Raw genomic sequence first — 24,114 nt, 5'->3', positions numbered from 1 at the left:
ACCGAAGAAGGAAGGACAGCGGCACATGACGACCGTACAGACCGCCCCTCCCCCGCCGATGCGGCTGAGGGAGCTCGTGTTCGGGGCGGCGTGTGCCGCCGCCCTGCGCGCCGCCGCACGGCTCGGCGTCGCCGACGCCCTCGGCGAGACACCCATGACCGTGGAGGACCTCGCGGCCGCGGTGAAGACCGAGCCGAGGCCGCTGCGCCGGCTGCTGCGCGCCCTGACCTGCTACGGCGTCTTCGCCGAGCACAAGGACGGGACGTTCGCCCACACCGACATGTCCCTGCTGCTGCGCGAGGACGACCCGCACAGCCTGCGCTACATCACCCTGTGGTGCACCGAGCCGTGGACCTGGGACGCGTGGCCCCGCCTGGACGAGGCGGTGCGGACCGGCCGGAACGTCGTCGAGGACCTGTACGGCAAGGAGTTCTTCACCTACCTCAACGAGGACGCCCCCGAGTCGGCCGAGGTCTTCAACCGCGCCATGACGACGTCCAGCCGGCAGTCCGCCGAGGACGTCGCGGCCCTCCTCGACCTGTCGGGAAGCAGGTCCGTGGCGGACATCGGCGGCGGGCAGGGGCACGTGGTGGCCGGCCTGCTGGAGAAGTACCCGTCGATGCGGGGCGTCCTGCTCGACCTGCCGCGCGTCGTCGAGAACGCCGACCCACGACTGCGCGAGGGCGGTGCGCTCGCGGACCGCGTGCGCATCGTGCCGGGCGACTGCCGCGAGGCCATTCCCGTCCAGGCCGATGTGTACATCATCAAGAACATCCTGGAGTGGGACGACGACAGCACTGCCCGCGCCCTGCGCAACGTGATGGCGGCGGGCGGCCCCGGTGCGCGCGTCGTGGTCATCGAGAACCTCGTCGACGACACGCCCTCGATGCGCTTCAGCACCGCCATGGACCTGCTGCTGCTGCTCAACGTCGGAGGTGCCAAGCACACCACCGACAGCATGGTCGCCCGGCTGACCGACGCGGGGCTCGTCATCGACGACATCCGCCCGGTCAACCCCTACCTGCACGCGTTCGACTGCACCGTGCCGCCCAGGTAGGCGATCGCCGGGCCCCGCACGAGACGACCGCCGGACCGCGCATGTCGCGGTCCGGCGGCCGTCCGGTGTCACCGCCCCGGACGCGGTCAGGCGCCGGGGGAACGGCGGTCGGTGACGGGGGCCATACGGGCACCGCGGAGCGCCCGCGCCAGGTCGTCGCCGCCCTCGCCGGCGGCGTGCGCGGCGGCCGGGTCGTCCAGGAGCGTCGTGAGCTCGTCGGCCTGGCCGGCGTCGGGCAGGCCCAGGGCGACCGCCGGGTCGCAGGCGTCGAGACCCCCGCGCACGTCGATCAGCCGGACCACGACGTCGTCGCGCTGGAAGATGGTGCTGCACAGCACCGGGGAGCGGGGGTCGTCCGCCGCCGCCTCGTCCCGCTGGGCGAGCAGCCGGGCAAGCCGCGTGCCGCACCCCGGGCGGGCCGGGTACGACAGCGCGTGCCGCTCCGCCGCCGGCTCCTCCTGGCCCGCCGTCACATGGTGGACGGCGGGCAGCGCCGCCCGGGTGTAGAAGACCCGCGCCGACTCGGGGTCGCTCAGGTCCCGGTCCTGCTCCAGATACGGGTTGATGGCCTCCTCGACGGCCCTGACCTCCGGCTGCTGGGCCACGTGCCGCAGCGCCGCGAGCAGGTCGCCCCGCACCTCGATGGCCCGCACCACACGGTTGCCGTGCATGAACAGGGAGGTGCGCAGCAGCCGGGTGTTGGCGTCGACCTGCGGCTCGGGCGCGGCGTAGTCGGCGAGGAGCTTGGCGACCGCCTCCTCGCTGCCCGGCTCGACCGTGAAGGTGAGCGCGTGGCGGATCACTCCGTCACCCACCCGGGGCGCCGTCTGGAGGCTGCCCCTGCCCGACGCGGCACCGGCCGCGGGGACGCCGGTCTCGCGGACGACGTGGAAGCGGAGCGACCTGGTGTCCCGCACACAGCTGTGCAGCGGCTTCACCATCCGCACGTGCTCCTCGCTGCTCACCCAGTCGAGGAACGGCGGGGCGCTCTCCCACTCGCTGGTGATGAGCCACTGGGACGGATTCTCGATGGACTGGCACAGCTGCTCGCTGACGTGTCCGGGGACGGACTCGACGTGGCTGCGCAGCTGTTCGTACGTCTCGAGGAACTGCTGCTGGGCGCCGTCGTTGACGTCCACCAGCAGGACGACGCGGAGCCTTGAGCCGTCGAACACGGACTGGGAGACACGGTGCGACACCTGTCGCGTCAGCGGTTCCGGAGCAGGGGTGGACATGGTGGTCATCCTGCGCACATCTCCTTCGCGGGGGCGGTACTGGAACGTCGGCCGCGGTGATGCGACGCCAGCGTGCCTCGATCCTGTGCCCGCCCCCGGGAGCGCGCGACTCGTATGCACTGCGCGGGTGACCGGCGCGGACGGGCTCATGTCAGGTGCGCGAAGACCACCAGGTTGTCCGTGTAGTCCTTGACCGTGCGGTCGTAGTCGCCCGCACAGGTGATGAGCCGTACCTCCGGCCGGTCCGCGTCCCCGTACACGCGGCTGCTGGGGAAGGCGTCCTTGGCGAAGGTCTCCAGGCTGTCGACGACGAAGGACGCCGTGCGTCCGTCGGCCCGTTCGACGTGGAAGACGTCGCCCTCCTCCAGCTGGTCCAGGCGTGCGAAGACGGCGGCGGACGTCTTGGTGTCGACGTGCCCGGCGATGATCGAGGTGCCGGTCTCGCCGGGGGAGACTCCCTTGGCGTACCAGCCGACGAGGTTGGTGTCGTCCGCGGGCGGGGGCTGGAGCTGCTTGTTCTCACCGATGGCGAGGTCGGTGAAGGGGGCGTCGACGGAGATCTCCGGGATCACCAGGCGCACGGGTCGCGACCGGGGCAGCTCCGGCGTGGTGCTCGGGGCGGCGGTCGGCGCGTCGGCCGCGGGCGGGTCGTCGCCGGGCGGGTCCCCGGCGGCCACCGGGGCCGATGCCCCCGCCCCCGGGGCGTAGGGCGGACGGGAGGAGTCGGCCGACGTGTCGTGCCCGCCGAGCAGGCTCATCGCGACGAGCAGGAGGGCGACGGCGCACAGCACCGTCCAGCCTCCGCGGGAACCGGAGGGCGCCGGGGCGTCACCGGCGGGTGGAGAGGGGGGTACTGCCATCGGGAAACACCTCACTAGGCACGGCGGCGGGGCGGAGGGCGGGCGGCGGCCGGGCCGCCACGCGGTGCGCGGGTGGCGGCCCGACCGCTATCGCGCCCGGCATGGCTCAGGCCGCTCCGTGAGCCGACTTCCTGCGACGCGCGGCGTAGAGACCGGTGGCGGCCACGCCCAGGACGGCCAGCCCGCCCGCGGTCGCGCCGGGCTCGGCCAGCCCGCCGCCGCCGGTGTGCATGCCGCCGTGGGGCTTCTCCTGCTCGTCGCCGCCCCAGGACTTCTCGCCGCCGCCGCTGTCACCGGAACGGCCGCTCTCGCCGGAGCCGCCCCAGTCGCCCTCGTTCGCCGCGGTCAGCGCACCGCCACCCGTGTGCATCCCGCCGTGGGGCTTCTCCTGCTCGCCGCCCCAGGACTTCTCGCCGCCGCTCTCGCGGGAGCCGCCGCTGTCCGAGCCGCCCCAGTCGCCCTCGTTCACCGAGGTCAGCGCACCGCCACCCGTGTGCATCCCGCCTCGCGGCTCGTCGTGCTTGCTTCCGTTGTCCTGCTCCTTGCTGTAGGAAGAGTCGTCGTGGTCCCAGTCGCCGCCGGCCGCGTAGGCGCCGGGTGCGCCGAGGACGAGGACGGCCGAAGCCGCCGCTGTGGCCAGGAGAGTGCGAGCAGTTCGCATCCGAGATTCCTTCCGCCACGACCGGGCAGCTGGTGCTTCGTCAGCTGATCTGACCCGGCCCTGACGTGATTTACCGTCAGCCAGGGGTCTGTCTTCCACCACTCAAGGCGCTCACCCGGGTGAACCCCGGCGGCCCGTGCCGCGCGGCCGGCGGACCCGGGGCCTGCCCCGCCACCGCCGTCCACCGCTCGGTGGACGGCGGGTTCAGCCGGACCCCTCGGTCCGTCAACTGCCCTCCCCCGCGAGGCTTTCGGGCATGAAATCGGTGACTGCACATGGCGCGGCGGGGAGGACACCGCCCGGGAGCAGCTAGCCGACGCGATCCGCGGGGCGGCGCGGGGCGAGACCGTGCCGGCGCGCCGGGTGACCGAGAGCTGATCGCGCGCATGCGGCGCCCGGTGCAGGACCCCTCACCGCCCGGGAGACGGATGTGCCCGGGGCCGTGGCCGACGGCTGGCCGACGCGGAGACCGGCAGACGTCCAGTGATCTCGGAGGTGACGGTTTGGAGAGCCATCTGCTGCGTCTGTTCGCCAAGCTCGACGTTGAGCGACCGCACGCGTGCGGTGGTGGTGGCCATGGAGCGCGGGCTGCCGCGGGGGCCGTAGGACCGGCCCGCCTTCCGTGGCCGGGGTCCCGGCCGGCCCGCTACTCCTCCGGGTCGTCGTGCGTCGGGTCCGCGACCTCGGGGTGCTCGAGGCGGGAGCCGGGGGCGGCGCGGTCGGGTGCGGCCTCGCTGTGCGGGGACTGGGTCGGCGGGGGCGGTGCCGTGTCACCGGCGGCACCGACGCCCGCGGCGGGCAGGCGCAGCGCGAGCAGGGCCACGTCGTCACCGCGGGGCGCGATGCGGGCCAGCAGTTCGTCGCAGAAGTCGTCGACGGTCCGCTCCCCCAGCCGGCGGGCCAGGACGCCGGCGTGGTGGCGGAGCTCGGCCATGCCGACGTCGATCGGGCGCTCGCGGCTCTCGACCAGGCCGTCGGTGTAGAGCAGGAGGATGCTCTCCGGCGGGAGTTCCTCGCGGGCGTCGGGCCATTCCAGGCCGAGGCGCAGGGCCTCGCTCATGCCGATCAGCGGACCGTGGCCGCCCTCCAGGTAGCGTGTCCCGCCGTCCGCCGTGATCAGCAGGGGCGGCGGATGACCGGCGTTGACCCAGTGGAGCTGCCAGGGCCCGCCCTCGGGGCCCACGACCCGGGCGAAGACGACCGTGGCCATGGGCGCATCGCTGGTGTGGGTGACGGCCTCGTCGAGACGGTGCATGATCACGCTGGGCGGTTCCTGGTGGTCCCAGGCCAGGGCGCGGAGCATGTTGCGGACCTCCGCCATGTGTGCCGCGGCCCGCAGGTCGTGCCCGACGACGTCCCCGATGACCAGGGCCATCACCCCGTCGGCGAGCAGGAACGCGTCGTACCAGTCGCCGCCGATCTCCATGGCGCTCTCGGCGGGCCAGTAGCGGGCGGCCATGCGGACGTGATCGACCTGCGGGAGCGGGGTGAGCAGCTGGCGTTGCATGGTCTCGGCGACGTTCTGCTGCTCGTGGTAGAGCCGGGCGTTGTCCATGACCAGCCCGACGCGGCGGCCGATGTCGGCGAGCAGGGCGACCTCGGCTTCGGTCTGGGCGGGCGCCTTCCCGGCGCGGGCCACGGTCAGGATGCCGTAGGAGCGCTGACGGGTGCGGAGCGGGACGACGACGGCGGTGTGGCCGCCGAGCTGCTCGAACAGCGCCCGGTGGGTGGCGCCCAGCGGGGCCTTCGGGTCGTGGAGCAGGTCCTCGGCGGTCAGTACGACGGGTCGGTCGCCGTTGACCAGCCGCGCCAGTGCCGCGCGCGACGGGTCCGGCAGCGGGGCCAGCGGTCTTCGCAGGCGCCGGGCCCGGTGCGGGTGGGCGCTGCTGCGCACTCCGACGCGTTCCAGCGTGTCCTGCTGTCCCTGGTGGACGTCGACGGCGGCCCACTGTCCCAGTTCCGGCACGAGCAGCCCGAGGAGGCGGCGGATGGTGGCGGAGGTGGGCTCGGTGGGGACCAGCACCGTCGAAATCTCGGCCACCAGGTGCAGCTGGGAGGTGAGGGTCTCCAGCGCCTCCGTGCGTGCCTGTGCCTCCTCGGCTGTGCTGCGGTGCAGGCTGAAGTCGTGGAAGACGATCACCACGCCTTCCCGGCGGCCCTTCACGACCAGGGGGGTGGCGGCCCAGATGATCGGAATCGTGCTGCCGTCGGCCCGCTGGAAGTACTCCTCGCTGCCCTCCTCGGCGGGCACGCCGTACAGGGGATCGCGGAGCGCGCACAGCTCCCGGGGGACGGCGCTGCCGTCGGCGTACCGGTGCAGCAGGTCGTGCGCGTCGTGCCCGGCCATCTCCGCCGCCGACCGCCCCAGCATCTGCTCGGCCCACGGGTTCACCGACGTGATGCGGGCGGACCGGTCGAGGGTGAGGACGCCGGCGCCGAGGTCGTGGAGGACTGCGCGCGCGAAGCCGGGGTCCGCGACACCGTCCGCCCCGTCGTGTCCGGGGCCGTCGCCCTCCTGGTGGCCCGCCCAGCGTGACGTCACGACCCTCACAGCCTTCCGATGCCGTCCACCCCGCCAGGTTCCCCCAGAGGACGCGGACGAACCGCTCGGAAGCGACTGATGGGGCGAATACGGACCCCGGGCTCCCGGGCCGGACCCGGCCCGTGGGCATCCCGGTTCCGGGCACACCGATATCCGGTCGCCCCGGCGTGCGCGGCCCTCCTAGGCTGGCGCGATGTCCGAGCTGCGTACCGATCGTCTCGTCCTGCGCGAGTGGCGTGAGTCCGACCTGGCCCCGTGGGCGGCCCTGAACGCCGACCCTGTGGTCCGCGCGTACTTCCCCGGGCTGCTCACCCGGGAGCAGAGCGACGCGTCCGCGGCGGACTTCCAGGCCGGTCTCGAGCAGCGGGGCTGGGGGTGGTGGGCGGTGGAGGCCGTGGCCACCGGTGAGTTCATCGGGTTCACGGGGCTCGATCCGGTCGAGGACGGCCTGCCGTTCGCCGGGATCGAGGCCGGATGGCGACTGGCCCGTACGGCCTGGGGGCACGGCTACGCGACCGAGGCCGCCCGTGCCGTGACGGCCTTCGCCTTCGAGGAGCTCCGGCTGGAGGAGGTCCTCGCGGTCACGGCGGCCGGCAATCACCGTTCGCGGGCCGTGATGCGCCGCCTGGGCATGACCCGTGATCCGGCGGACGACTTCGACGACCCGGGCGTGCCCGAGGGGCCGCTGCGCCGGAGCGTGCTGTACCGGCTCCCGCGCACCGCCGGCGGGTGACGGAAGGCCGATGCGGGGACCGGCCCTCGCCGGGCCGGCGCGTCGCGGGAGCCCGGCCGTCGGTTCACGGCCGTCCCCTCACGCGTCGGCGAGGCGCACCGCGGCCGTCGTGCGCTTGCCGACCGGTTCTCTGTGCACCTCGAACCTCTGGCACACGGCCATGACGATCTCCAGCCCGTGCCGGCCGATCCGGCCGGGATCGGAGGCCGCGGGCACGGGCAGCACCGGATCGCTGTCCCACACGCTGACCTCCACCCGGTCGTCGGCCAGCTCCAGGTCGACCAGGGACGGGCCGGGCGCGTACTTGCAGGCGTTCGTCAGCAGCTCACTGACCACGAGCTGCACCACGTCCACGGCCCGGTCGGACACCGCGACGCCCCGGGCCGCGCGCAGGCGTTCCAGGAAGCCCCGGGCCAGCTCGCGGCCCCGGGCGATGTCACCGGGACTGCCCTCGTACTCCGCCGAAACCCTGACCGGCGGCTTTCCCAGCCGGTCCCCCTGTCGGGCAGCCCCGTTCATCCGATCCGCCCTCTTCCTGAGCCTTGACCGTTACGCCAGCCCGTCTACCCCGGAATTCCCGGAAACATCAGCCTCCGTCGCCATCGAGGGGGTGGCCTGCGGCCCGGCGTGTGTCCGATCCTGTGACCACGACCGTGGCGCCGGGGGGTCGGCAGGGCCGCCCGGCAAGGGACTTGGGGGTGTCCGCCGGTGCAGGACGGGACGGGATCCGCGCGCAGGGCCGACCGGGGCAGGGAGCGTCCGGCGTGCCCGGTCAGCCGCGCCGACGACGGGACATGGCGGGTGCACGACTACGCCGTGGCGCGTGCGCTGCTGCGCGGGCCGGGGACCGTGCAGGCCGGCCTCGGTATCGAGACGGTGGAGAAGCTGCCGCCCCGCATCCGCCGGCCCGTGCTCTACCGGGACGGGCCCGAGCACCGGGAGCACCGTCGGCAGACCGCGCGCTTCTTCACGCCCCGCCGGGTGGACGAGCACTACCGCGGGCTGATGGTGCGCATCGCCGAGGAGCAGCTGGCAGCCCTGCGCACGGCCGGTGAGGCGCAGTTGTCCGACCTCGCCTTCGAGCTGGCCATCGGCGTGGTGAGCGAGGTCGTCGGTCTGCGGTACGGCAGGCCCGGCATCCGCCGCAGGCTGGAGCGGTTCTTCCCGGACGAGTTCGGCGAGCCGGGCCTGACCAGTGTGCGGGGCCTCTACTGGTTCCTGCGGCAGAACACCAACTGGCTGCGCATCCATCTCGCCGACGTCCGCCCCGCGATCCGCGCGCACCGCCGCCGGGAGCACGACGACCTCATCTCGCACCTGATCGCGGAGGGCTGCTCGGACGCGGAGATCCTCGGCGAGTGCCTGACGTTCGCCGCGGCCGGCATGGTCACGACGCGCGAGTTCGTGTCGCTGGCCGCCTGGCACCTGTTCACGGACGCCGGGCTGCTGGAGCACTACCGCTCGGCGGACGAGGACGGGCGGCTGGCCGTGCTGCGGGAGCTGCTGCGGCTGGAGCCGGTGGTGGGGCAGCTGCGCCGCCGGGCCACCGAGGAGCTGGTGCTGGAGGCGTCGGACGGGCCGGTGACGGTGTGTCCGGGCGAGCACGTCGAGATCCTGCTGGACCACGCCAACGCCGACCCGGCGGCCGTGGGCGACGATCCGTTGCTGGTCCGGCCCGGCAGGGAGCCGGAGATCGGTGCGGGCCTCTCCTTCGGCGACGGTCCGCACCGGTGTCCCGGGGCGCACATCGCCCTCCTGGAGACCGATGTGTTCCTCAGCCGCCTGTTCGCGCTCGACGGCCTGCGGATGACCGGCCGGCCGCGTGCCGGCTTCCAGGAGGCGATCGGCGGTTACGAGATCCGCGGGCTGACCGTGGCGCTCCCGAGGGCCGGCCGTCCCTGACCGGCCCTCGGGAGCACGGGGTCAGTCGCCCAGGGCGCCGAGGACGACGAGCTTGGCCTCGTCCTGTACCCGCCGGAGGTGGTCGGGGCCGAGAAACGACTCACCGTAGATCTTGTAGACGTCCTCGGTGCCCGAGGGGCGCGCCGCGAACCAGGCGTTCTCCGTGGTCACCTTGATGCCGCCGATCGACGCGCCGTTCCCCGGTGCCTCGGTGAGCACGGCGGTGACCGGCTCGCCCGCGAGGGTGTCGGCGGTGACCTGGGCCGGGGAGAGCTTCGCCAGGCGGGCCTTCTCCTCGCGGGTCGCCGGGGCGTCGATGCGGGCGTAGGCGGGCTCGCCGAAGCGGGCGGTGAGGGCGGCGTAGTGCTCGGAGGGCGTCCTGCCGGTGACGGCGGTGATCTCCGAGGCGAGCAGGGCCAGGATGATGCCGTCCTTGTCCGTGGTCCACACGGAGCCGTCCCGGCGCAGGAAGGAGGCGCCGGCGGACTCCTCACCGCCGAAGCCGAGCGTGCCGTCGACCAGGCCGTCGACGAACCACTTGAACCCGACGGGCACTTCGACCAGCCGCCGGCCGAGGTCTGCGGCGACCCGGTCGATCATGCCGGAGGACACCAGCGTCTTGCCCACGCCCGCGTCGGCGGGCCACTCGGTGCGGTGGGCGTAGAGGTAGTGGATGGCGGTGGCCAGGTAGTGGTTGGGGTTCATCAGGCCGGCGTCGGGGGTGACGATGCCGTGCCGGTCGGCGTCGGCGTCGTTGCCGGTCGCGATGTCGAAGCGGTCGCGCCGCTCGATCAGCGAGGCCATCGCGTGCGGCGACGAGCAGTCCATGCGGATCTTGCCGTCCCAGTCCAGCGTCATGAAGCGCCAGGTGGGATCGGTCAGCGGATTGACCACGGTGAGGTCGAGGCGGTGCTGCTCGGCGATCCGGCCCCAGTACGCGACGGAGGCGCCGCCCAGCGGGTCGGCGCCGATGCGCACGCCGGCCGCCCGGATCGCGTCGAGGTCGAGGACGCTCGGCAGGTCGCGGACGTAGCGGTCGAGGAAGTCGTAGCGGCCGGTGCCGGGGGCGGCGAGGGCCTGCGTGCAGGGGACGCGCCGGACGTCCTTCAGGCCGGCCGCGATGATCTCGTTGGCCCGGTCCTGGATCCAGGAGGTGGCTTCCGAGCCCGCGGGGCCGCCGTTCGGCGGGTTGTACTTGAAGCCGCCGTCGGCCGGCGGATTGTGCGAGGGGGTGACGACCACGCCGTCGGCGAGGCCGGAGGTGCGGCCCCGGTTGTGGGTGAGGATGGCGTGGGAGACGGCCGGGGTGGGGGTGTAGCCGTCCGCGGTGTCGATGAGCACGGTCACGTCGTTCGCGGCGAACACCTCCAGCGCCGTGATCCTCGCCGGCTCGGACAGCGCATGGGTGTCGGCGCCGAGGAAGAGCGGGCCGGTCGTGCCCTGGGCCTTGCGGTACTCGCAGATCGCCTGGCTGGTCGCGGCGATGTGGTCCTCGTTGAACGCCGCCGCCAGGGACGATCCGCGGTGTCCCGACGTGCCGAAGGCCACGCGCTGCCCGGGCTCGGCGGGGTCCGGGTGCAGGGCGTAGTAGGACGTCACCAGCCTGGCGACGTCGATCAGGTCCTCGGGGGCGGCCGGCCTGCCGGCCCGGTCGTGCTGCATGCGCCCACTCCTCCGCATCGGTCATGCATTCGCTCGCCGTCCCATCTTCTCCTGTCCGGGGAGCGGTGGCGGACCTTCCCGCCCGTGTGCGGGGCGGACACGGCGCCAGGAGCGTGACCGCGGCGGCTGCCGGGACCGGCCGGGCCGGTCCCGGCAGTCCGGGCGGCGGACATCAGATGCGGCCGCCGGTGAGCCGGGTGAGGGGACCGTGCGTGTGGCGTCCCGCGCGACGGCCCATGGCGTACGAGGCGGCGCTCAGGGCGGTCAGGCCGGCGCCCACGCCCGCGGCGACGAGCCTGCGCTGGGCGATGACGGTCCACGCCGTCCTCGCCGTGGTGGCGACGTGCCCGGACGTGGTGATGACCGCCTGGCGCCCGGCCTCGACGCCCTTGGCCGCCGTCTGCACCGCCCCGGACGCGGCCTGGGCCGAGCGGTCGGCGCCCGCCTTGACTGCCGACTGGGCGTCAGCCGCCTTGTCCGTGGCGGTCTTCGCGGCCCGGGAGGCGGGGGCGGTCGCACGGTCCGCGGCCCCGCGGGCCTTGGACTCGGCCGTCCGGACGGTGTCGGGCTTCTGGTTCGTGTCCTTGTTCGGATCGCTCATGGACACCGCCTTGCCTGTCACCCCGGCGGCAAACACACGGCGCCTGCTTCAGCGCCGGCGACCGGGCAGCGCGCGCGGCTCGATCCGTTCCTCCACCGCCGTTTCGCCGTCGCGTACGACCACGTAGGCGCCCTTGCCCGGGATCTCCGTGACCGCCTCGGCCAGTTCGGTGCCGCGGTAGACGAGGCCGACGCCGTCGTCCGTGCAGTGGGCCGCCGGCAGGGTGCCGTCGGCGACGAGGCGGTGGATCATCGGGCGGCGCAGCGGGTCGACGTCGTAGTGCACGCCGTTGCCGTAGGGCAGGAAGCCCAAGGCGTCGGTGATCGGGCGCAGTTCGGGGCCGAAGGAGTCGGTCGCGCCGCCCCGGAACCAGCACAGGGAGCCCGCGCTCACGCCGCTGAGCACCACGCCCGCCTCCCAGGCCTTGCGCATGATCCGGTCCAGGCCGTGCACGCGCCACACGGCCAGCAGGTTGGCCACCGATCCGCCCATGACCCAGACGACGTCCTGGGCGAGCACGGTCTCCTCGACGTCCTCGACGTTGGGCATGGGGAACAGGTGCAGCGGCGTCAGGTCGAACCCGGCGACGCGGGCGGCCTCCGTCATGCGCGCGGTGAAGTGCTCCGCGTCGCCTATGGCGGTGCCCACGTACAGGACGCGGGGGCGCCGGCCGTGGGCTCCCGACAGGTCCACCGCGTGGTGGACCAGGGCGTCGAAGGCCACCATGGTGCGGCCGCCCGCGCGGTGTCCGCCGGAGGTGGCGAGGATGGTCGGTTCCGGAGCCGTCATGACGGTGATTCTAACGACGGCCACTCGCCGTGATGGTGACGGACCGTCAGCCCGCCGCGGTCGGCGGCAGCTGGGCCGGGCTGACCTGTTCGCCCAGCACCTGGGCGAGGAACTGCACCAGCCACCGCTGGGCCGGACTGCGCGAGGACTCGTGGCGCGCGTACAGGGCGATCTCGATCGGCTCGGTCTCGAAGGGCAGCCGGACCAGGCGCACCCGGTGGGAGGCGGTGAAGACCTCCCCGACGTACTCGGGGACGATGGCGATCAGGTCGGTCTGCTCCAGCAGATAGGGCAGCATCGAGAAGCGGGTGGCGTCCACGGCGACCCGTTCCAGCAGCCCGTGCGCGGCCAGCACGGCCCGGGGTGCGACATGTCCGCTCGGTCCGAAGACCGTCGCGTGGTGCTCGGCCGCGAGGTCGGCCAGCGTGACCTCGTCGCCCCGCACCCGCGGGTGGTCGGCGGCGACCATCAGGACGTAGCGCTCCCGGAAGAGCGGAACGCGCACGGTCAGATGCGAGGTGATCACCGGGGTGGCCACGAACGCGTCGAGGTCGCCTCGGCGCAGTTGCCCCTCGGCCTCCTCCACGTCGAACGGGCGGACCGTGAAGGACACCCCCGGCGCCCGCTCGCGCGCCGCGGCGACGAGCCTCGGCAGAAGGGTGGCCTCGCCGAGGTCGGAGAGGGCGATCGTGAAGCGCCCCGCCATGGTGCCGGGGTCGAAGGCGTCGCCCTGCCGGACCGTCCCGTCGATCTCCGCGAGGGCCCGCTGAAGCGGTTCGTACAGCCGCCGGGCGCCCGCCGTCGGCGTCAGGCCGCGCCCGTTGCGGCGGAAGAGCTCGTCGTCGAAGTGCCGGCGGAGCTTGCCCAGGCTGTAGCTGACGGTGGGCTGGGTGACGTGGAGCGTCTCCGCGGCGGCCGTGACGCTGCCGGTCTCGTACAGCAGGACGAAGACGCGGGCCAGGTTGAGATCGAAGGTGCCCATATCGATCGACTCTATATCGGGCCCCCGAAACATCTATTGGTGCCCATGTCGCGGGGTGCCTAGCGTGTCCGACGTCACTTCGAAAGGAACCGTCCGTGCCATCCGTGCGCCGTGTCTCCCACGAGTTCCTGGAGCGCCAGGGCCTCACCACCGTCTTCGGCAATCCCGGCTCCAACGAGCTGCCCTTCCTCGCCGGTCTGCCCGAGGGCTTCCGCTACGTCCTCGGTCTGCACGAGGGTGCCGTCGTCGGCATGGCCGACGGGTACGCCCAGGCGACCGGCCGCCCGGCGCTGGTCAACCTGCACGCCGCCTCGGGCTCCGGCAACGCGATGGGCGCCCTGACGAACGCCGTGGCCTCGCGCACCCCGCTCGTGGTCGTCGCCGGCCAGCAGGTGCGGCCCGCCGTCGGACCCGAGGCCAATCTGGCCAGCGTCGACGCCCCGGCCCTGATGAAGCCGCTGGTCGGCTGGGCGGCGGAGCCGGCCTGCGCCGAGGACGTGCCGAGGGCGCTCGCCCAGGCCGTCTTCGAGGCGCGGCTCCAGCGGCGGCCGACGTATCTGTCCGTCCCCTACGACGACTGGGCCGCCGAGGCCGGCGACAACAGCCTGGCCGTCCTCGACCGTCAGGTGCGGCGGGCCGCCGTGCCCGACGCGGAGCAGAGCCGCTGGCTGGCCGAGCGGGTCTCCGCAGCCCGGCGCCCCGCGCTGGTGCTGGGCGGGGACATCGACTCGGCGGGCCTGTTCGACGACGCCGTCCGGCTGGCGGAGCGGCTGGGCGGGCCGGTGTGGGCGGCCCCGTCGCAGTTCCGGCTGCCGTTCCCCAACCGGCACCCGTTGTTCCGGGGAGTGCTGCCCGCCGGCATCGCGCCGATCTCTCAGGCGTTCGAGGGCCACGACCTGGTGCTCGTGCTGGGTGCTCCGGTCTTCCGCTACCACGAGTACCTGCCCGGCCGGTATCTGCCTCAGGGCACGCGGCTCGTCCAGGTGACCGAGGACGCCTCGGCCGCCGCGCGGGCCCCGATGGGCGAGGCGCTGGTGGCCTCCCCGGGGGCGGTGATCGACCTGCTCCTGAAGACCCTCGACGCCCCCGCCGAGCCGGCCGGTGCGTACACGCCGGTGCCCGAGCCGGTCACCGCCGAGGGGCCGGGCCTGCACCCGGAGCAGGTCTTCGCCGCGCTGCGCGACGAACTGCCCGAGGACACCGCGTACGTCGTCGAGTCCACGTCGACCAACGCCGCCTGGTGGCGCCAGATGGACCTGCGCCGCCCCGGCTCGTACTACTTCCCGGCGGCCGGCGGGCTCGGCTTCGGGCTGCCCGGCGCGGTCGGCGTGGCGATGGGGCAGCCCGGCCGCCCGGTCGTCGGCGTCGTCGGCGACGGCTCGGCCAACTACGGCATCACCGCGCTGTGGACGGCCGCCCAGCACCGGGTCCCGCTGACCGTCGTCCTGCTGCGCAACGGCACGTACGGGGCGCTGCGCTGGTTCGGCGGCCTGCTCGGCGTGCCGGACGCTCCCGGACTGGACATCCCGGGGCTCGACTTCACGCGCATCGCGGAGGGCTACGGCGTCCGCGCCCGGCACGCCGGGGGCGTCGAGGAACTGCGGGCCGCGCTCGCGGAGCCGGCCGACGGTCCGCGGCTGATCCAGGTGGACACGGCGCTCACCACGCCGTCCTGACCCGCACCGCACGCAACGACCCGCCGGACGCGCGGAGCCGCCGAGGCGCCCGGCACCGAAGATCCCGATGAAGGGGAAGACGATGACATTCCTGGACAGCGACGTCTGGGGCGGGAAGTTCTTCAGCGACGGCTGGCAGGACGCCCCCGCCGAGCAGCCGGTCGTCGAACCGGCCACCGGCGACCGGCTGGGCACGGTGGGCCTGACCACGGCCGAGGACGTGGGGCGCGCCGCCGCCCGGGCCGCGCAGGCCCAGCGCGCGTGGGCGGCGACCTCCCCGCAGCAGCGGGCCGCTGTCCTGCGCCGGGCGGGCGAGCTGTTCACCGAGCACGCCGCCGAGGTGGAGGACTGGCTGGTGCGCGAGGCCGGCTCGGTCCGGTCCAAGGCCGGCTTCGAGGTGGGGCTCGCGATCGGCGAGTGCTTCGAGTGCGCGGGCCTGCCGACGCATCCGCAGGGCGAGGTGCTCACCTCCGAGGAGGCCCGCTGGTCCTTCGCGCGCCGCCGTCCGGCAGGTGTCGTCAGCGTGATCGCGCCCTTCAACTTCCCGCTCATCCTCGGCCTGCGCTCGGTGGCCCCCGCTCTCGCCCTCGGCAACGCGGTGCTGCTCAAGCCGGATCCGCGCACCGCGGTGAGCGGCGGTGTCGTCATCGCCCGGATCTTCGAGGAGGCCGGCCTCCCGGCCGGCCTCCTGCATCTGCTGCCGGGTGACGGCGCGGTCGGCCAGGCCGTGGTCGAGGCCCCCGAGGTGCGGGTCGTCTCCTTCACCGGCTCCACGCCGGTGGGACGGGCGATCGGCGAGCGGGCCGGCCGGCTGCTGAAGCGGGCCCATCTGGAGCTGGGTGGCAACAACGCGCTGGTCGTACTGCCGGGCGCGGACGTGCGGAAGGCGGCCTCGGCGGGCGCGTTCGGCTCCTATCTGCACCAGGGCCAGATCTGCATGACGACCGGCCGGCACATCGTCCACGAGTCGCTGGTGGAGGAGTACACCGCCGCGCTCGCCGCGAAGGCGGAGGCGCTGCCCGTCGGCGACCCCGCGCGCGAGGACGTGGCGCTCGGCCCGATCATCGACCGCCGTCAGCTGGAGCGGGTGCACGGCATCGTCACCGACAGCGTGGCGGCGGGCGCGAAGGCCGTCGCGGGCGGCGAGATCGACGGCGCCTGCTACCGCGCCACCGTGCTGAGCGGCGTCACCACCGACATGCCGGCCTGGCGCGAGGAGATATTCGGCCCCGTCGCCCCCGTCCTCTCCTTCGCCACGCTGGAGGAGGCCGCGCGGATCGTGGACGACTGCGAGTACGGGCTGTCCGTCGGCATCCTGGGCGACGTCGGTACGGCGATGAAGCTCGCCGACCGGATCGACTCCGGCAAGATCCACATCAACGAGCAGACCGTGGGCGACGAGCCCAACGCCCCCTTCGGCGGGGTCAAGGCCTCCGGCACCGGCTCCCGGTTCGGGGGCGCCGCGGCCAACGTCGAGGCGTTCACCGAGACCCAGTGGGTCACGGTCCGCCCGGACATCGCCGACTACCCGTTCTGAGCTCCCTCCCCGCTCCTCCCCGTCCGCTCGCCCACCCACGTCCCCTGGGGGCAATGTCACCATGGCTTCCGCCACCACGTCCGGCGCGCCGGCCCGCACCGGCGCCACCGGAAACAGCAGATGGACCGTGGTCCTGTGCTGGATCACCGTCCTGCTCGAGGGCTACGACCTCGTCGTCCTCGGCGCGATCATCCCCACCCTCCTCAAGACCCGTCACCTCGGCATGACCGCGGCCGACGCGACCACCGTCGCGACGCTCTCCCTCGTGGGCGTGGCCATCGGCGCGGTCTGCGTCGGGCCGCTGGCCGACCGGCTGGGGCGCCGCCGCCTGCTCATCGGCTCGGTGGTGGTGTTCTCGGTCTTCACCATCGTGGTGCCCCTGGCCGGCTCGGTGGCCGTGTTCGCCGCGCTGCGCCTCGCCGCCGGTCTGGGTCTCGGCGCCTGCATGCCCGTCTCGCTGACGATGATGGCCGAGCACATGCCGGCCGCCCGCCGGGCGCGGGCCAGCACCCTGACGATGACCGGCTACCACACCGGTGCCGTCATCACCTCGCTGCTGGCCCTCCAGGTCACCGACGACTGGGAGGTCCTGTTCTACGTGCTCGGCGTGGTCGGCCTGGTCGTCGCCGCGATCCAGTGGTTCAAGCTGCCGGAGTCCGAGGCCTTCGTGCGGGCCAGGCGGGACGGTGCCGCGCGGGTGCCGTTCACGGCACTGCTGAAGCCCGCGTACCTGCGCGCGGGCATCGGCATCTGGGTCGCCTCGTTCATGGGTCTGCTGCTGGTGTACGGGCTCAACACCTGGCTGCCGAAGCTGATGAACGACGCCGGCTACCCCGTCCCCACGGCCGTCACCCAGCTCCTCGTGCTCAACGTCGGCGGCGTCGTCGGCCTGGTCGTCGGCGGGTGGGTCGCCGACCGGCGGGGCATCAAGGGCACCACGATGGGCTGGTTCGCGGTGTCGGTGCTCATGCTGGCCTGTCTGAGCGTCAAGATGGAGAGCGACCTGCTGCTCAACGCGGTCGTCTTCCTCACCGGCGTGTTCGTCTTCTCCGCGCAGGTGCTCGTGTACGCCTACGTGACGCACTTCTACCCGGCCTCCGTGCGCGGCACGGCGCTCGGCTCGGCGTCCGGCATCGGCCGGATCGGTTCGATCGTCGGCCCGTCGATCACCGGTGCCCTGGTGTCCTCGGGGATCGGTCACCCGTGGGGTTTCTACTTCTTCGCCGCGGTCGCGGTCTGCGGCTTCCTGGCCGTCCTGACACTGCCGGCCCGGCGGAGGGACGAGGGTGCGGAGGCCGTCGAGGCCGCCGTCTGACACCGAGCGGCACGGGAAACGGGAGCAGTCGGGCGTGTGGCCCGCTGCTCCCGACGTGCCGGCCGGACCGGCGCTCAGTCGGAGTCGACGTCCTGGCTGAGGACCTTGCCGTTCGTGGCGTCGACGCCGACGGTCGTCTTGTTCCAGTTGTCGGTGTTCACGACGTCGACGGCCCATACGACCTGCTGTTGGTCGTTCTCGTCGAGTTCGACGCCGGTGACGGTGCCCTTCGCCTCGCCGGTGGCGGCCTTCACCGCCTGCTGCGGGGTCTGGGTGGCCTTGCCCAGCCGGTCGGCGATCTCCTTCTTGTCGTCGGCGTCCTGGCCGGGCTCGACCTGGGTGCGGAAGACCTTGCCGCTGACCGCGTCGATGTCGACGCGGGTCACGGTGCCGTCGGAGGCGGCGACCTTGGCCTCCCACTCGGGGGAGCCGGCGCTGGGCGCGGGGTTCGGGGTGCTCGGCATCGGCGAGCCCGTGGGGGACGCGGTCGCCTCGGCCGTGGTCTTCTTCAGTTCCAGGTCGACGAGCTTGCCGCCGGAGACCTCCTTGACTGCGGTGTCGGCGGCCTTGTCCCAGGTGACCTTGGCCATCGGGACCAGTGCCTTGCGCTCGGCCTTGTCCTCGTTCATCGAGGGAGAGGGCGAGGCCGTCCCGGTCGGGGAAGCGGTGCCGGTGGGAGATCCGGTGGGCGAACCGGTGCCGGTCGGGGAGGCCGTACCGGTGGGGGAATCGGTCGGCGCCGCCTCGGCGACGCTCGAGCGTGTCGTATCGGCATTGGTACAGGCCGTCATCAGCAGTACGGAACTGCCCAGGGCACACAGCACGGCCATCGAACGCATGGGGGGAAGTCGTCGCGCAGAGCTCATGCCCCTCTCCGTAACCGTACGGCCCTGTTGTCATACCGGTTATGGGGTGAGAGCACCTGAATGGCCGGACGGTCCGCTTCAGCGGGCGGGAACGAACTCCGTCCGGTCGGTCCCCGCTGTGCCGGCCGGCGAGCACGGCGTCACGGCCGGCGGGCGGGGGCCTTCCAGCCACTCGCGGTAGGCGGGGGACTCGCGGGCCACCTCCCAGTAGGCCTCCTCGAGCGCGGGGTAGACCGCGTCCAGTTCGGCCCGGGTGCGCGCGGCCAGCAGCAGGCGTACGCCCAGGGGGTCGCCGTACAGGCGGCGTACCGCCGTGTCGGGGCGGGACTGGGAGCTGGGCTGGCAGACGGTGACGACCTCGCCGGTGGCGACGAGGGACGCGGCGGTGTGGTAGTCGCCGTGCAGGACGCGCGGGTCGAGGCCGACGGCGCGGAGCATGCGGTGCACGCCGTCCCACTCGCCGTCGACGGTGGGGTCGACCATCCAGCGGTCGTCCGCGAGGTCGGTGAGGTGGACGACGGGGCGGGCCGCCGCCGGGTGGTCGGCGGGCAGCATGACGAACTGCGGTTCGCGCTCGATCAGGACCCGCAGCCGCAGGCCCTCGGGGACGTTGAGCGGGCAGCCCTCCACCTCGTGCACGAAGGCGACGTCGAGCTGGCCGTCGCCGACCCTGCGCAGCAGCGCGTTGGCGGAGACGTCCATCTGGAGCGTGGGTTCCAGGCCGGGGCGTCTGAGCCGGCGCAGCCAGCCCGCGAGGGCCCGGCTCGCGGTGGAGCCGACGCGCAGCCGGCTGTCGCCGCCGGCCGCCGCGGCGCGGGCCTCTCGGACGAGGGTCCGCATGTCGGCCAGCAGGGGGCGGGCCCGGCCGAGGACGGTGCGGCCGAGCGGGGTGGGGCGGCAGCCGCTGCGTTCCCGGACGAACAGCTGCCCGCCCAGGGCCTGTTCGATACGGCTCAACTGGGTGCTCAACGTGGGCTGGGCGACGCCCAGTTGGCGTGCCGCACGGTGCAGGCTGCCCGCGTCGGCTATGGCGCACAGCGCGCGAAGATGCCTCACCTCGAGCTCCATGCAGGGAGCGTAGAGCGGAACGGGCTGGTTGCGCCAGGTGAACAAAAGACGGCGGAACAGGGCGAGTTCTGCACTCCGGTGGAAGCCGGGTGATAGCCCGGCCCTATCGCCTGTTGCCATCATCACAGCGGGCTCACGGGCCCCTCACACTCACCGGTGACGACTTCTCCCCACTCCCCCACACAAGGAGTCATCGATGCGCATCACCCTGCCCCTGCTGTCCACCGCGGTCGGTCTCGGCCTGACCGCCGCCGTGCTCGGCACCGGCCCGGCCGCGACGGCCGCCGCTCCCCAGTCCCAGGCCCCCGCGGCGGTGCAGGCCGGTTACGAGCCCTCGGCCGGCTCGGCCGAAGACGCCCGCGCCAACCAGGAGTTCTTCGAGGCGGTCGTCAAGTCCGTCGCCGAGAAGCGGGCGGCCAGCCCGTCCTCGACCGCGGCCGTCACCGTCTACTACAGCACCAGGAACGCGCCGAGCTTCCGCACCCAGATATCCCGCAGCGCCCAGATCTGGAACAGCTCGGTGTCCAACGTGCGTCTCCAGGAGAGCAGCTCCGGCGCCGACTTCGCGTACTACGAGGGCAACGACTCGCGCGGCTCGTACGCGTCCACGGACGGGCACGGCAGCGGCTACATCTTCCTCGACTACGCGCAGAACCAGCAGTACGACTCGACCCGCGTGACCGCCCACGAGACCGGGCACGTGCTCGGTCTGCCGGACCACTACTCGGGCCCGTGCAGCGAGTTGATGTCGGGCGGCGGCCCCGGCCCGTCCTGCACCAACCCGTACCCCAACTCCACGGAGCGCAGCCGGGTGAACCAGCTGTGGGCGAACGGCTTCGCGGCCGCCCTGGACAAGGCGCTGGAGAAGAGCGGACAGCGCTGACCCGTACGTGAGCCCGTGTGCGGGGACGGCCGGAGCGGGCCGCCCCCGCACACGTGTGTCCGGACCGCTCAGTGCCGTGGTGCGGCGGGCAGCGCGTCGAGCACGGCGCGGTGGACGGACCGTGCCAGCCGGGCGCCCCACTCGGAGCGGGGGCCGGCGAACGCGTGGACCTCGGTGCCGGGCCGCGGCGCGCGGGCGGCGACGCACACGGCGTCGGTCGGGGTGCCGGAGCAGTCGAGGCCCGCCTCGACGAGGGCCTGCACCTTGGCCTCGGTCGCCGTGATGACCGCGTTGACCAGGGCCGCGTCACTGAGGGCCACCGGCAGGGCGGCGAGGATGTTGATGGTGCCCGGGCCGAGGGGTGCCCCCGTGTCGCTCCGCTGCGGTGCGGCCGCCCAGCCGCGCACGGACACGCCCGCCGTGACGACGGCTTCCGTACCGCCGTCCCGCGCGCATCCGGGGGCGCGCACGTCGGCGGCGGTCATCAGGCCCATGCCCCGGCCCTCGGCGCCGGCGGCGAGCGCCAGGTCGGCGAGGTGCCGGGCGGGGTCGGTGCGCCGATAGCCGTGCGCCACCTGGGCGTTGAGGAACCACGCGCAGTCGGCGATGCCGCCGCCGAGCACGGCGCTGCCGGCCATCCGCCAGCCCGGTCCGGGCCGCCACAACAGGGCGTGCAGCCGTTCGCCGTCCTCCACGCGGGTCAGGCGCTCCAGGCCGATCAGACGGGGCCCGGTTCGGGGCGTGGGCAGGAGGGCGGGCACCGGTCGGGGCTCCTTGCCGGTTCGGAGGGAGGGAACCGGACGATCGTACGCGGCGGTGGTGCGGGGGCCGGCGGCGCCCTGCGGCGGCACGGTGCCGTCCGCCGTCCGGTCGGTCGGGCACCCGGTGCCGCGTGCCGCGCATTGCGGACCGGGGCCGGGGCACTTTCACTGAAGGCACTTCGCCGTCAGGCGTCAGATCGGAGGCCACCACGATGCTGTCCCACACCCTGGAGCACGGAGTCCTCGTCATCACGGTGGATCAGGATCCGGGAATCGACGGGCGGGCCGCGCTGTCCACGCAGATCACCCATCTCGTCGACGCGCATCAGCCGGCTCCGGTCGTCATCGTCCTGACCGAGGAGGCCTCCAGCGGCGCCGCGGTCAGTGCCGTGCTGCGGGCCCACCAGTGGTGCGGTCGCCTCGGTGTCCTGATGAGCGTGGTCACCCACAGCGCGCCGGTCCGGCGGCTGCTGGAGGACAACGCCGACACGACCGGTCCCCGGCTGGTCGTGCACGCCCGGGTCGACACCGCCGTCTCCACGGCCTTCACCGCAGCGGCCTAACGCGCTGCGCAAGGTGCGCGGTGGCGGGGAGGCCGGCCGGCGGCACCGGGTGCCGCCGGCCGGCCTCCCCGTCACCCGGCGGTGCTACTGCTGTCCGAGCCAGAGGTCCGGCCCGAAGACCTCGTAGTGGACGGCCTCTGCGGGCACCCCGCGGCGCAGCAGTTCGCCGCGGACGGCGCGCATGAAGGCCACCGGGCCGCACAGGTAGACCGTGACCCCGTCGGGCAGGTCCAGGCCCGCCACGTCGACCAGTCCGGCCGACGCCTGCGGTGCCTGGTCGCCGGGCTCCTCGTACCAGAGGTGGAGCCGGGCGTCCGGGAGCGCGGCCACGAGGTCGAGCTGCTCCTGCCGGTGGGCGTGGTCGGCGGGGGTGCGGTCGCCGTGGACGACGGTGACCGGGCGGCCGGCGCCGGTGGCCGCCAGGTGGTCCAGCATGGACAGCATGGGGGTGACGCCGATGCCGGCGGAGACCAGCAGCAGCGGGCCGTCGCCGTCGGCCAGCGCGAGGTCGCCGAACGGCTCGGAGACGGTGAGCACATCGCCCTTCCGCGCGGTGGCGTGGAGCCAGTTCGAGACCTCGCCGTCCGGCCGGCCGCCGCCCTGGACGCGCTTGACGGTGATCCGCCGCTCGGAACGGCCGGGTGCGGCGGACAGGCTGTACTGGCGGATCTGCCGCGAGCCGTCGGGCAGTTCGGACTGGACGCTGACGTACTGACCGGGGCTGAACGGGCGCGCGGGGCGGTCGTCGGCCGGCCGCAGCACGAAGGAGACGGCGTCGGGGGTCTCCTCACGCCGCTCGACGATCTCCATGCGGCGCCAGACCTGCCCCTCTGCGGCCCCGGCCTCCTGGTAGAGGCGGGCCTCGACGGCGATGAGCGCGTTGGCCATCAGCCAGTAGACCTCGTCCCAGGCCGCGGCGACCTCCGGGGTGACCGCGTCGCCGAGGACCTCCGCGATGGCCGCGAACAGGTGACGGTGGACGATCTTGTACTGGTCGGAGGTGATGCCGAGGGAGGCGTGCTTGTGCGCGATCCGGGAGAGCATCGCGTCGGGGCGGGCGTCGGGGCGCTCCAGCAGCATGCCGGCGAACGCGGCTATGGAACCGGCCAGTGCCTTCTGCTGCTCCCCGCTGGCCTGGTTGCCCCGGTTGAACAGGTCCCGCAGCAGTTCGGGGTGGGCGTCGAAGAGCTTCCGGTAGAACAGCTCGGTGATGTCACCGATCGCCGCTCCGACCGCCGGAAGGGTGGCCCGGACCACGGGGACTGACTGTTCGGAGAGCACAGCGACTCCTTTTAATTGGTAGATGGTATTCGTGTTTTGAGTCGCGGGCCGGCGCGGGCCGCCCCGCACGTGCCGTCAGCCGGACGGGCGAACCGTCAGCCCGATCAGTACCGGGCCGGTCGGCGAGGCCACCAGGTCGGCGACGGTCAGCGGGTCGAGCGTGCTGTAGAACGCCTCCTGGGCGGCGCGCAGGGCACCGCGCAGCCGGCAGGCCCCGCGCAGCGGACACGGCGCCTCGCCCTCGCAGGCGACGACCTCGCCGTCCCCCTCCAGCTCCCGGACCAGCCAGCCGACCGAGGCGTTCCGCCCGAGGTCGGTCAGGGTCAGTCCGCCGCCCCGGCCGCGCCGTGCCTCCACCACACCGAGGTGCTGGAGACGGGTGATGGCCTTCGCGGCGTGCGTGTACGGCACGCCGATGACCTCGGCCACCTCGCGGGTCGCCAGGGGGTCGTCACCGTCCTTCAGGACCGCCAGGCGCATCACGGAACGCAGCGCCAGGTCGGTGAACTTCGTCAGCCGCACACTCCGGACCCTAACAAATACGCATGTTAGATTCCCCTTTAACCGCGGCTGGAGCCCTGTGGAGTGCGTCACTTGGCGGGCCGTGCCGGGACGGCCGCCCAACGGGGCGGCGGGCGGCCGCGGTTGGACACGGCGGACGGTGACATCCGATGACAGCGGAAGACGACGGCTCCCTCACTCCGGCCGGCTCCCCAGCCCCGCCCGGCTCCCCTGCCGAGCCGGATGCTCTCCCCCGGGTGCTGTGCGACACGGCGGAGCTTCTGGCACGCGCCGGCGACGCGGGGGCCGGCGCCCTGTGGCGGCTCGCGGAGACGGGGCGGCAACTGGACGCCAACGTCGTGCGCCTGCCCGCGTCCGGACGGGTCGGCACGCACACCGAGCCCGACCTCGACGTCCTGCTGCTCGTCCTCGACGGGGCGGCCACCCTCGTCTGCGCCGACGGCGACCGCCCGCTGCGGCCGGGGCTGCTGACCTGGCTGCCGCACGGTTCCACGCGCGCCGTGCAGGCCGGGCCCGACGGGGTCACGTACCTGACGGTCCACCGGCGCCGGCCCGGCCTGCGGATCCAGCCGCCCGGTGCCGCCGGCCGGCCCGGTCCCGGCCGCCCCTGAGCGGCGC

The 24,114-nt window shown here is 73.7% G+C and carries 23 protein-coding genes and 1 pseudogene; 10 read left to right on the top strand and 14 right to left on the bottom strand.

The features are described from left to right. The first annotated feature begins 25 nt into the window (after positions 1 to 25). Positions 26 to 1,057 (top strand): methyltransferase, encoded by a 1,032-nt coding sequence (locus tag AB0E77_RS16360; protein ID WP_361570506.1) that lies wholly within the window; start codon positions 26 to 28, stop codon positions 1,055 to 1,057. A gap of 86 nt (positions 1,058 to 1,143) precedes the next feature. Here AB0E77_RS16360 and AB0E77_RS16355 read toward each other — a convergent pair whose 3' ends face one another. From AB0E77_RS16355 to AB0E77_RS16345, 3 genes are all read right to left on the bottom strand, one after another. After that, positions 1,144 to 2,301 carry a SchA/CurD-like domain-containing protein gene (locus AB0E77_RS16355; protein WP_361570503.1) on the bottom strand — a complete coding sequence of 386 codons (1,158 nt, stop codon included), beginning with the start codon at positions 2,299 to 2,301 and terminating at the stop codon, positions 1,144 to 1,146. Between the two features lie 137 nt (positions 2,302 to 2,438). Next, the gene (locus AB0E77_RS16350; protein ID WP_361570500.1) at positions 2,439 to 3,152 is read right to left on the bottom strand and encodes a class F sortase; all 714 of its coding nucleotides are present in this window, start codon (positions 3,150 to 3,152) and stop codon (positions 2,439 to 2,441) included. Between the two features lie 106 nt (positions 3,153 to 3,258). Continuing rightward, entirely contained in the window at positions 3,259 to 3,813 is a 555-nt protein-coding gene (locus tag AB0E77_RS16345) for a hypothetical protein (RefSeq protein WP_361570497.1), read from the bottom strand. 288 nt (positions 3,814 to 4,101) lie between these two features. On the opposite strand from AB0E77_RS16345, the pseudogene AB0E77_RS16340 reads away from it, so the two are divergent. Continuing rightward, a pseudogene (locus tag AB0E77_RS16340) lies at positions 4,102 to 4,419 on the top strand (LuxR C-terminal-related transcriptional regulator); the annotation flags it as partial. Between the two features lie 40 nt (positions 4,420 to 4,459). Here the strand turns inward: AB0E77_RS16340 and AB0E77_RS16335 are convergent. Further along, entirely contained in the window at positions 4,460 to 6,355 is a 1,896-nt protein-coding gene (locus AB0E77_RS16335; protein ID WP_361570494.1) for a SpoIIE family protein phosphatase, read from the bottom strand. Between the two features lie 193 nt (positions 6,356 to 6,548). Between AB0E77_RS16335 and AB0E77_RS16330 the strand changes: the two genes are divergently transcribed. Continuing rightward, positions 6,549 to 7,088, top strand: coding sequence for a GNAT family N-acetyltransferase (locus AB0E77_RS16330; protein ID WP_361570491.1), 540 nt, complete (start codon positions 6,549 to 6,551; stop codon positions 7,086 to 7,088). A 78-nt stretch (positions 7,089 to 7,166) separates the two neighbouring features. Here the strand turns inward: AB0E77_RS16330 and AB0E77_RS16325 are convergent, their stop codons facing one another. Beyond that, positions 7,167 to 7,607, bottom strand: coding sequence for an ATP-binding protein (locus AB0E77_RS16325; protein ID WP_361570488.1), 441 nt, complete (start codon positions 7,605 to 7,607; stop codon positions 7,167 to 7,169). Positions 7,608 to 7,796: 189 nt separating this feature from the next. Here AB0E77_RS16325 and AB0E77_RS16320 point away from each other — a divergent pair, with 189 nt between their 5' ends. Then, positions 7,797 to 8,990: a cytochrome P450 gene (locus AB0E77_RS16320; protein ID WP_361570486.1), complete on the top strand. Its 1,194-nt coding sequence runs from the start codon at positions 7,797 to 7,799 to the stop codon at positions 8,988 to 8,990. A gap of 21 nt (positions 8,991 to 9,011) precedes the next feature. Here AB0E77_RS16320 and pgm read toward each other — a convergent pair whose 3' ends face one another. From pgm to AB0E77_RS16300, 4 genes are all read right to left on the bottom strand, one after another. Continuing rightward, positions 9,012 to 10,652 (bottom strand): phosphoglucomutase (alpha-D-glucose-1,6-bisphosphate-dependent), encoded by a 1,641-nt coding sequence (gene pgm, locus AB0E77_RS16315; protein WP_361570483.1) that lies wholly within the window; start codon positions 10,650 to 10,652, stop codon positions 9,012 to 9,014. 172 nt (positions 10,653 to 10,824) lie between these two features. Continuing rightward, entirely contained in the window at positions 10,825 to 11,253 is a 429-nt protein-coding gene (locus tag AB0E77_RS16310) for a hypothetical protein (protein WP_361570480.1), read from the bottom strand. Positions 11,254 to 11,301: 48 nt separating this feature from the next. After that, positions 11,302 to 12,042 carry a peptidase E gene (locus tag AB0E77_RS16305; RefSeq protein WP_361570477.1) on the bottom strand — a complete coding sequence of 247 codons (741 nt, stop codon included), beginning with the start codon at positions 12,040 to 12,042 and terminating at the stop codon, positions 11,302 to 11,304. A 46-nt stretch (positions 12,043 to 12,088) separates the two neighbouring features. After that, positions 12,089 to 13,024, bottom strand: a complete 936-nt coding sequence (locus AB0E77_RS16300) for a LysR family transcriptional regulator (RefSeq protein WP_361570474.1) — start codon at positions 13,022 to 13,024, stop codon at positions 12,089 to 12,091. Positions 13,025 to 13,119: 95 nt separating this feature from the next. Here AB0E77_RS16300 and mdlC point away from each other — a divergent pair, with 95 nt between their 5' ends. The 3 genes from mdlC (at position 13,120) to AB0E77_RS16285 (ending at position 17,552) form a co-directional block, all read left to right on the top strand. Then, positions 13,120 to 14,700 carry a benzoylformate decarboxylase gene (mdlC, locus tag AB0E77_RS16295; RefSeq protein ID WP_361570472.1) on the top strand — a complete coding sequence of 527 codons (1,581 nt, stop codon included), beginning with the start codon at positions 13,120 to 13,122 and terminating at the stop codon, positions 14,698 to 14,700. Positions 14,701 to 14,782: 82 nt separating this feature from the next. Beyond that, entirely contained in the window at positions 14,783 to 16,237 is a 1,455-nt protein-coding gene (locus AB0E77_RS16290) for a benzaldehyde dehydrogenase (protein ID WP_361570469.1), read from the top strand. Positions 16,238 to 16,298: 61 nt separating this feature from the next. Then, the gene (locus AB0E77_RS16285) at positions 16,299 to 17,552 is read left to right on the top strand and encodes an aromatic acid/H+ symport family MFS transporter (protein ID WP_361570466.1); all 1,254 of its coding nucleotides are present in this window, start codon (positions 16,299 to 16,301) and stop codon (positions 17,550 to 17,552) included. A gap of 74 nt (positions 17,553 to 17,626) precedes the next feature. Here the strand turns inward: AB0E77_RS16285 and AB0E77_RS16280 are convergent, their stop codons facing one another. Next, the gene (locus AB0E77_RS16280) at positions 17,627 to 18,181 is read right to left on the bottom strand and encodes a PepSY domain-containing protein (RefSeq protein WP_361570463.1); all 555 of its coding nucleotides are present in this window, start codon (positions 18,179 to 18,181) and stop codon (positions 17,627 to 17,629) included. A 315-nt stretch (positions 18,182 to 18,496) separates the two neighbouring features. Continuing rightward, positions 18,497 to 19,486, bottom strand: coding sequence for a LysR family transcriptional regulator (locus tag AB0E77_RS16275; RefSeq protein ID WP_361570460.1), 990 nt, complete (start codon positions 19,484 to 19,486; stop codon positions 18,497 to 18,499). A 196-nt stretch (positions 19,487 to 19,682) separates the two neighbouring features. Between AB0E77_RS16275 and snpA the strand changes: the two genes are divergently transcribed. Then, positions 19,683 to 20,369 carry a snapalysin gene (snpA, locus tag AB0E77_RS16270; protein WP_361570457.1) on the top strand — a complete coding sequence of 229 codons (687 nt, stop codon included), beginning with the start codon at positions 19,683 to 19,685 and terminating at the stop codon, positions 20,367 to 20,369. Positions 20,370 to 20,437: 68 nt separating this feature from the next. Here the strand turns inward: snpA and AB0E77_RS16265 are convergent, their stop codons facing one another. Beyond that, the gene (locus AB0E77_RS16265; RefSeq protein WP_361570454.1) at positions 20,438 to 21,130 is read right to left on the bottom strand and encodes an adenosylcobinamide amidohydrolase; all 693 of its coding nucleotides are present in this window, start codon (positions 21,128 to 21,130) and stop codon (positions 20,438 to 20,440) included. Between the two features lie 212 nt (positions 21,131 to 21,342). On the opposite strand from AB0E77_RS16265, the gene AB0E77_RS16260 reads away from it, so the two are divergent. Next, entirely contained in the window at positions 21,343 to 21,693 is a 351-nt protein-coding gene (locus tag AB0E77_RS16260; protein WP_361570451.1) for a hypothetical protein, read from the top strand. 84 nt (positions 21,694 to 21,777) lie between these two features. On the opposite strand, the gene AB0E77_RS16255 is transcribed toward AB0E77_RS16260, so the two are convergent. Together AB0E77_RS16255 and nsrR are read right to left on the bottom strand one after the other, a co-directional pair. Next, entirely contained in the window at positions 21,778 to 22,974 is a 1,197-nt protein-coding gene (locus AB0E77_RS16255) for a globin domain-containing protein (protein WP_361570448.1), read from the bottom strand. A gap of 75 nt (positions 22,975 to 23,049) precedes the next feature. Continuing rightward, positions 23,050 to 23,496: a nitric oxide-sensing transcriptional repressor NsrR gene (gene nsrR, locus AB0E77_RS16250; protein WP_361570445.1), complete on the bottom strand. Its 447-nt coding sequence runs from the start codon at positions 23,494 to 23,496 to the stop codon at positions 23,050 to 23,052. Positions 23,497 to 23,645: 149 nt separating this feature from the next. On the opposite strand from nsrR, the gene AB0E77_RS16245 reads away from it, so the two are divergent. Next, positions 23,646 to 24,107, top strand: a complete 462-nt coding sequence (locus tag AB0E77_RS16245) for a hypothetical protein (protein WP_361570442.1) — start codon at positions 23,646 to 23,648, stop codon at positions 24,105 to 24,107. The last annotated feature ends 7 nt before the right edge of the window (positions 24,108 to 24,114 follow it).

Source organism: Streptomyces sp. NPDC032940, from assembly GCF_040636935.1.
Lineage (GTDB): Bacteria > Actinomycetota > Actinomycetes > Streptomycetales > Streptomycetaceae > Streptomyces.
Note: the sequence above shows the minus strand (reverse complement) of the source record. Positions and strands in the feature narration are given on the sequence as shown.